The sequence below is a fragment of the Mesorhizobium abyssinicae genome (assembly GCF_049887195.1).
Lineage (GTDB): Bacteria > Pseudomonadota > Alphaproteobacteria > Rhizobiales > Rhizobiaceae > Mesorhizobium > Mesorhizobium abyssinicae.
Window position 1 is genome coordinate 1 of record NZ_JARAKC010000051.1, and the last position, 7,016, is coordinate 7,016.

The following is a 7,016-nucleotide window of genomic DNA, read 5'->3' on the forward strand; positions in this document are numbered from 1 at the left end:
TGGAGTGGGCCCCTGGTGCCGGACAGAGTCAGGCCGCTGATTTGACCGTCTGCCGGGTGTGTTGATCCTCGAATTGCATTGGACTGAGATAGCCGAGTGCTGAGTGAAGCCGTCGGCGGTTGTAGACCTCGTCGAAGAAATGCGGAAGGTGTTCGATGACATCGGCGAACGTCTCGAAGGCCATTGGATAGACGGCCTCGACTTTGAGCGTCTTCATGAAGCTTTCCGCCTTTGCGTTGTCGTAGGGATTGCCGCGCCGACCCATGGAACCGACCAGGCCGTGGGCGGCAAGGTGATCGCGATAGGCTGTCGCGGCATATTGTGACCCGCGATCAGAATGCATTTTGCCGGCCTTTGAAACAGCTGGATCGGCACGACGTCTTCACACTCGCGCCGGTGACGAGGTAGGCTGTTGGCGGGAACACCGGATGATCGGCTTTAGTTCGGGTTCGACAGTCAGGCACGTCTGTCATCCGACAACTGTCGCTTGTCTGACATGCGCAAGATCCGCCGACCGGTGATTTAATGAAGACTCTTTCTCTGGCACGGTTCATGCATCGTCGTTTACGATCGCATTAAGAAAGAGGTCGTCTCATGATCTTCTTCATCGAAAAGGCCGTCCCCGCCGTAGAAATCGCACCTTTTGGAGCTGAGCGGCCAAGAGCCTCAGAAATCACGGCCTCAAGCAAGGAACTGCGCCAGCGCAGGGACGACACGGTCAATGAAGACGGGTAGGCAGTTTGCCAAATGCAGTCCGCAGCGCGCGACCACCCCCACCCACCAGGCCGAACCCGTTTAGCGAAAATGGGGTCCAGATTTGCCTTTAAAAAATGGCTCGAGAATTGACTGACATTGAGAAGAAACCCTTGGTGATAACAGGCGCGGCGGCCGGACGTATTGGGCAAGCGATTTTCAGGCAGTGCGTCGCGAATGGCCTTCGCGTCGGTGCGGGCGAGCCGGTCATACTGGCTTGGACAGGCTCCAGGCCGAACTCAACCGAACCGGGCTGGCCGTCTGGAGCAGGGCCGCCGACCTCACGGACAAGGCCTATTGCGAGGAGCTGGTCGATTACTCCATCCGGGCCACGGGACGATTTGGACGTGCTCATCAACAACGCCGGCATCAACCAGGCAAACATCATCGAGACGGCTGACTGGTATTGGGAACGGACGTTCGACATCAATCTGACGTCGATTTTCGACACCTCCCGCGAAAGTTATCGGACCTCATGTTGGGACCTTTGTCGCGTATCGAGCCCTGCGGCCTCCTGCACCAGCAAAGCTGCGGTCGCTTCCTCTCAAAATGTCTCGGCCGGGATCTTACGCCTAACGGGATGCTCGTCAATGGCGTCTGTTCAAATGAGGTCAACACCCCGGTGACCTGGACGGGTGAACGACGCGGCGTCTCCGGACACAGCCATTGCGATGTTCAACCGTACCACTTGGTCGTATGGCAAAGCCGGAAGACTCGTCGATGTTATATTCTTTCTGTGCCCCGACGCCCGCTACATCGCTGGCCCGACGTTCGAAGTCGCCGGCACGAAGCCGGTCTGATGAGGAGATCCCATGGCTGACAGACTGACAGGCAAGATTGCAATCATAACAGGCGGCGGCCGCGGCATCGGCGCCGGAATCACTCAGCGCTTCGTGGAGGAGGGAGCAAAAGTCGCCATCGTGCAGAGGAACGCACCGCCTGAACCCATGCTCGACGAGCGCGCGATCTATGTGAAGGCGGATCTTTCGAGGTCCCAGGAAATTTCCTCGGCCGTTCAGGCTGTCGTCGAGCGGCTTGGGGGCCTGGATATCCTCGTCAACAATGCCGGGATTATGTTCGAGAAGACGATCGACGAGATGACCGAGGCGGACTGGGACCAGATGATGGACATCAATCTGAAGGCCCCATTCCTGCTGACCAAAGCGGCAATGCCACACCTCCGGAAGTCGGGCAGGGGAAGTATCGTCAACATCGGTTCGATAGAAGGGCTGGCGTCCAATCCCGGGCATCCCGCTTATTCCGCTTCGAAAGCGGGCATTCTCGGCTTTACGGCCGCGGTCGCTGTGGATCATGGCCCTGAGGGTATCCGCTGCAACGCGATTGCGCCGGGCTGGATCAGCTCCGATCTCAGCCAGGTTTATATCGACAGCATGGCCGACAGCGCCCGCGTCCGCAAGGAACTGCTCGCCATGCATCCGGTCGGGCGCCTTGGCGAGCCGAGGGACGTCGGAAATCTTGCGGTCTGGCTGGCCTCGGACGAGAGCGCTTTCGTGACCGGCCAAGTCTCCGTCATGGACGGTGGCCGCACCAAGAAGCTGCCGATGCCGATCTCCTGAAAACGAAAATGTCGGCATTCTTGCGATGTCTTAACGGGTTCGATTTAACCGGAAGAACGGCCCTTGTGACCGGCGGTGCGCGCGGTATTGTCGTGTTGCCTCACCTAATTTTGTTACCGTTTGCCTCATCGAGAATGTTACCCGCTAGCCCGGCATGAGGTGTTCGGAGCAGCATATGACGCCAGGCTGCTGGCCTAGCCGATAAGCCGCTGCACTGCTTGTTGTCGCCACGCCCTTACCCGCTTCTGCAACGTGTAAAGCTGCCGCAAGCTGTATCGTCCCGGGTAACGGGCCTGGAACTCGACGAGCAGTTCGAGTGCGGTCTGATCCGGGCGTTCCTCAAGGCACTGTGCCATCTCCTCTCAATCGTCCTTGAAGATATCGGGACGTCGGCCACGCGGTTTGTCGCATACGTTTTAGGCCCCGATGACAACGCGCGCGCGAACTGCCTGACGCCAGATACTGACCCGTCGGGCGAACGTTTTATATTGCTTGCGGGTAAATCGACCCGGAAACTGGATGCACAACTCTTCGAAGAGTTCCGTGGCGTTGATGTTGGGGAATTCCTCCAATCGGCGACAGGGGATCGGCCATGCCATGCGAAGCGCCTGGATTCGGCCTTGGCCAGTTTCGGCGTAGACCGGCTTCGGCTTCTCCGATGCCTTCGCTGATGGTGCTGCGGGCGCGGGTGGGATCGCCGGACTGGTAGTGCGCCGGCGTCAGCCCCAGATGCGCGCCCACCGCCCGCGAGGAGCCGAACCGCTCCGGCCGGTCGATCGTGGCGCGGAAGGCGAGCGCGGTGATCGGCCCTGGTTCCCACGTCATAATGCCCATCTCGCTACGTTACTGAAAGACAAAGGTCTTTTGCTCCGGGATTTGATGATGACGGCCCGTTGAGACATGGGCCAGCGTGTTCGATCCGATGCGAATCTTCGATATTCCGTCGTTTGATGACCCAAAGTGCGCCTTTGCAATATTGCTGGGCGGGGATGATGCCGGCGCGAATCTGGCGAAGGACCGTCGCGTAGCTCAGATTGAGCATCCTGGCGGCTTCGGTCAACGTGACTTCGCCGCGCTCGGCCCATTCGCCATCCCTGTAGACCGCGATCCGTGCGTGTTGCGGAAGCCCCGCACACGCGACTGCGACCATCCATTCGATCGACCTGTCCGCTTTCCTGCCCGGTTGAGTAGTCCGGCAATGGCCTTGTCGGGCATCAGTCGCGCGCAGGCGCGGATCAACTCCACCGTCTCCGGCTCGACCGACCACCGCGTTTGACCCCGCCGGTTCTTTCTCACCGTCAGGCTGCCGCCCTGCCAATGCAACAACAGATGAATCTGGTCACCCTCGACGTGTGCCACGACCTCGCGCAACACGACCCGGATGATGCGCTTACGCGTGACGGCAGTGGCCGCCGGATGATGCCACGCGGTTTCCAGGTCGGCCCCCATTTGCAATAGGCGCTGGCACTCCTCGGCGCTCAAAGCGGCCGGCCGCTGTCGGACCACGGCCTCCAGTTCTTCCTCGAGTGCGCGTACGGCCGCGAGGACGCCGTTCCACCGTCGCTCGATTTCGTGAGCAACCAGACGATTCTCAGGGTCGACCGTGTCATACTGCCGGCGCGCTCTGATTGCCTCATATCGCGCCTGTTCGAGCGCCAACTCGATCTGGCGCTGTTTTTCGCCAGACTGATGCTCGCGCTGCGCGATCGCCTGGATGGCCGCTTCAACGCCGAGCGGCTGCAGCAACCGCACGATCTCGGCTCCCACCGCCTCATCGACCCGTAAATGCGCCAAACGACATACAGGGATCACCGTCGGGATTGCTCCGGGTCGCGTCACACTTATAGCGGCCGACATCACCTTGGCGCCATTATAGCCAACAAGCAGCCGGCGGCCGCAATGACCGCAACGCAATAGCCCGGCGAGCAAAGCCTCTCCCTTGCGCACCGGCCCGCGCACCATCATGCCCTTGCCGTTGGCATTGTCAGCAATCAGCCGTTGATTCCTTTCAAAGTCTGCCCAGATCAACGAGCAAGACTGCCCAATCTGAGCGAGCTTTGCGACGGCCGCGCACGATTCGCTTGCGGCCATTTTCGATTATCGTCCGACTTCCGGTTCGGCCAAAGGCATAAGCCACCAGCATAAACAGGATTGGTGAGAAGGTTGCTCACCGTCGTGTAGACCGGAGGTTTCCACAGCACATGCTGCTGTCCGGAGATCCTGGGGTTGATGTACGGCAGCGCTATCTGGTCACTGCGAAGCGATAAGAACACCTGACGGATGCTTTGCATTTCGGCAAAGCGGGTGAAGACCAACCCAATCGCCTCGCGCACGCGCAGGTCGGGATCCATTTCGATTTTGTCGCGGCCCACTTTCACATAGCCGACGGCGACCGTGAAGAAGAGCTCACCCCGTCGTGCCTTCTGCTTCAAGGCTTCCATCGAACGGGCCCGCAGGAGCGACAGTTCGAGCTCGCTCATCGTCCCGTTCATGCCCAGCAATAACCGATCGTTCGGATGGCGTGGTTCATAGGTTCCATCCTCATCGACGATCACAGTGCCAACCAGGCCGCAAAATTCGATCTGCGTGTGCCAGTCGCGCCCGTTGCGCGCCAGACGCGACACCTCGATTGCAAACACGGCGCCGACGCGGCCTTCACAGATCGCTGCCAGCAGCTTCTCGAAGCCCGGACGACTGACACCGAACCCGAGCGGCCAAGGTCGTCATCGATGACTGTCACATCTGTCCAGCCAAGAGCACGGGCACGGTCAGCAAGGCCATATTGACGTCGCCGGCTCTCATGATTGTTGGCAAGCTGGTCGACGGTCGATTGGCGGATGTAGATGTAGGCGCCGCGTGCTTCCGACAGCAGCGCGCTCACCAATGGCAACAGCTTCGTCCGCTCGGCCGGTGCTATCGGTGCCGGCGGGGTCTTGGGCACAAAGAGATCGAGTTGGCGGTGACAGGATTGACGATGCTTCATGCTTGTCTCCTCCTCCGCGACGGGAATCGTCGCGAAGCAAGGTTAGACAGGCATCGAGCTCAAGACGAAGTTCGCGCAGATACGTCAGCGACAGACGGGGACTCTTCGTCACCATCATCACCTCCGCACGATCCTCCGTCATCCAGATCGGCAACTGCACCAGGGTGCCGTCAAGCTGGCGGATGATCAGAGCGACCTCGTCACCATGGCGATTGCGCCCGGCAACAATAACCGCTTCCCCGTAACGGGGATGAAATCGATAGCGGATAATCGCCTCACCCGACTGATAGCGTGCATTATGAAGTTGTTGCACCCCACATCTCTGCGTACTGCACATGAGTCGACTAATGTTGAGCTCAACATTAGTCGATGAGATCGGCTATCTCCGGTCGTGCCTGGCGGAGGAAACCTCTTCTTCCAGCTCGTCAACGCCCGCTATGGGAAGGGCGCAATGGTACTCACTTCAAATCGCGGCTTCGCCGAATGGGGCGAGGTCTTCGGCGACCCTGTAGTCGCAACCGCACTTCTCGATCGCCTGCTCCACCATGCGGTTGTCGTCCAGATCGAAGGATCGAGTTACCGCCTCCGCCAGCACGCCGACCTCATGCCCGAACACCTGAGATCAAAAGCCTCCATCACACCGCCGACACTAAATCCACCATCGCGACCGCGCGGCCGGCCGCCGAAAAATGGGCACCACACCGCGACGGCCTGAGCGGCGAAACTGGGGAATATTACTTCGGCACTTGGAGTGGGCCCCTGGTGCCGGACAGAGTCAGGCCGTTGATTTGACCGTCTGCCGGGTGTGTTGATCCTCGAATTGCATTGGACTGAGATAGCCGAGTGCTGAGTGAAGCCGTCGGCGGTTGTAGACCTCGTCGAAGAAATGCGGAAGGTGTTCGATGACATCGGCGAACGTCTCGAAGGCCATTGGATAGACGGCCTCGACTTTGAGCGTCTTCATGAAGCTTTCCGCCTTTGCGTTGTCGTAGGGATTGCCGCGCCGACCCATGGAACCGACCAGGCCGTGGGCGGCAAGGTGATCGCGATAGGCTGTCGCGGCATATTGTGACCCGCGATCAGAATGATGCACGCAGCCGGGTGGCGGTTTGCGTCCTTCGACTGCCGCGGTCAAAGCCGCCAGCGTTAGCCGTGCGTCGATCGAGCGGCTGATGGCATATCCGACAACCCGCCGCGACCAGGCATCCAGGACAACGGCAACATAGGCAAAGCCGCCAACGACGGTGACGTATGTGATGTCGGCTACCCAGAGCTGATCGGGTCCATCGGAGATGATGTCCGGGGCGAGGTTCGGGAAGATCGGCTGGTGTGATCGCTATCCGTGGTCACCGTGAATCGACGGCGCATTCTCGGCTGAAGGTCATGCTCGCGCATCAGGCGGCGGATCTTCTTGTGATTGACGATCATGCCTTTTTGCCGAAGAGCGGCGCGGACACGACGCCAGCCATAGTGCTCGAACTCGTCGCAGATGGCTGCGATCGCTTCGACGATCGCGGTGTCGTCTGCCGCGCTGCGCGGCTGGTCATAGAAGGTCGTGCGCGAGAGGCCCATCAGCCGGCATCCTTCGGCGACGGAGAGACCATGGGACCGGTGGTCGCGGATGTAGGCCCGTTTCTCTGCCGCGGTCGTGCATGCAGAGCCCCCTTTAGAAACTCCAGTTCCAGAGCCTGCTTGCCGACTAG

9 protein-coding genes and 3 pseudogenes are annotated in these 7,016 nt (G+C 60.0%); 4 read left to right on the forward strand and 8 right to left on the reverse strand.

The genetic code is table 11. From position 1 onward, the window contains the following. Positions 1–28: 28 nt before the first annotated feature. Positions 29–343: pseudogene (locus PU724_RS33080) on the reverse strand (transposase); the annotation flags it as partial. A 251-nt stretch (positions 344–594) separates the two neighbouring features. On the opposite strand from PU724_RS33080, the gene PU724_RS33085 reads away from it, so the two are divergent. From PU724_RS33085 to PU724_RS33095, 3 genes are all read left to right on the forward strand, one after another. After that, complete coding sequence (locus PU724_RS33085; protein ID WP_354425843.1) at positions 595–735, forward strand: hypothetical protein; 141 nt, start codon at positions 595–597, stop codon at positions 733–735. Positions 736–830: 95 nt separating this feature from the next. Then, complete coding sequence (locus PU724_RS33090; RefSeq protein WP_354425841.1) at positions 831–1,379, forward strand: SDR family NAD(P)-dependent oxidoreductase; 549 nt, start codon at positions 831–833, stop codon at positions 1,377–1,379. Between the two features lie 186 nt (positions 1,380–1,565). Beyond that, positions 1,566–2,330 carry an SDR family NAD(P)-dependent oxidoreductase gene (locus tag PU724_RS33095; RefSeq protein WP_354425839.1) on the forward strand — a complete coding sequence of 255 codons (765 nt, stop codon included), beginning with the start codon at positions 1,566–1,568 and terminating at the stop codon, positions 2,328–2,330. A gap of 693 nt (positions 2,331–3,023) precedes the next feature. On the opposite strand, the pseudogene PU724_RS33100 reads toward PU724_RS33095, so the two are convergent. From PU724_RS33100 to PU724_RS33120, 5 genes and pseudogenes are all read right to left on the reverse strand, one after another. Continuing rightward, a pseudogene (locus PU724_RS33100) lies at positions 3,024–3,140 on the reverse strand (transposase); the annotation flags it as partial. A gap of 28 nt (positions 3,141–3,168) precedes the next feature. Then, positions 3,169–3,390: a helix-turn-helix domain-containing protein gene (locus tag PU724_RS33105; RefSeq protein WP_354425837.1), complete on the reverse strand. Its 222-nt coding sequence runs from the start codon at positions 3,388–3,390 to the stop codon at positions 3,169–3,171. Next, the gene (locus PU724_RS33110) at positions 3,387–4,421 is read right to left on the reverse strand and encodes a recombinase zinc ribbon domain-containing protein (RefSeq protein WP_354425835.1); all 1,035 of its coding nucleotides are present in this window, start codon (positions 4,419–4,421) and stop codon (positions 3,387–3,389) included. Before PU724_RS33110 ends, PU724_RS33105 begins: the two co-directional genes overlap by 4 nt. Then, positions 4,355–4,969, reverse strand: a complete 615-nt coding sequence (locus tag PU724_RS33115) for a recombinase family protein (protein ID WP_354425833.1) — start codon at positions 4,967–4,969, stop codon at positions 4,355–4,357. The genes PU724_RS33110 and PU724_RS33115 overlap by 67 nt, the downstream gene beginning before the upstream one ends. Before the next feature lie 159 nt (positions 4,970–5,128). Continuing rightward, complete coding sequence (locus PU724_RS33120; protein WP_354425831.1) at positions 5,129–5,626, reverse strand: hypothetical protein; 498 nt, start codon at positions 5,624–5,626, stop codon at positions 5,129–5,131. A 49-nt stretch (positions 5,627–5,675) separates the two neighbouring features. Between PU724_RS33120 and PU724_RS33125 the strand changes: the two are divergent. Beyond that, a pseudogene (locus PU724_RS33125) lies at positions 5,676–6,028 on the forward strand (ATP-binding protein); the annotation flags it as partial. Positions 6,029–6,088: 60 nt separating this feature from the next. Here PU724_RS33125 and PU724_RS33130 read toward each other — a convergent pair. Both PU724_RS33130 and PU724_RS33135 read right to left on the reverse strand, forming a co-directional pair. Continuing rightward, complete coding sequence (locus PU724_RS33130) at positions 6,089–6,634, reverse strand: IS3 family transposase (RefSeq protein WP_426213799.1); 546 nt, start codon at positions 6,632–6,634, stop codon at positions 6,089–6,091. Further along, the coding region (locus tag PU724_RS33135) for an IS3 family transposase (protein ID WP_426213798.1) at positions 6,577–7,016 on the reverse strand (440 nt) is incomplete at its 5' end. The genes PU724_RS33135 and PU724_RS33130, both read right to left, overlap by 58 nt.

Excerpts from the sequence above, each read along its gene's own strand:
- PU724_RS33085 (WP_354425843.1), top strand. The coding sequence starts at position 595 with ATGATCTTCTTCATCGAAAAGGCCGTCCCCGCCGTAGAAATCGCACCT.
- PU724_RS33090 (WP_354425841.1), top strand. The coding sequence starts at position 831 with ATGGCTCGAGAATTGACTGACATTGAGAAGAAACCCTTGGTGATAACA.
- PU724_RS33095 (WP_354425839.1), top strand. The coding sequence starts at position 1,566 with ATGGCTGACAGACTGACAGGCAAGATTGCAATCATAACAGGCGGCGGC.
- PU724_RS33110 (WP_354425835.1), bottom strand. The coding sequence starts at position 4,421 with ATGGCCGCAAGCGAATCGTGCGCGGCCGTCGCAAAGCTCGCTCAGATT.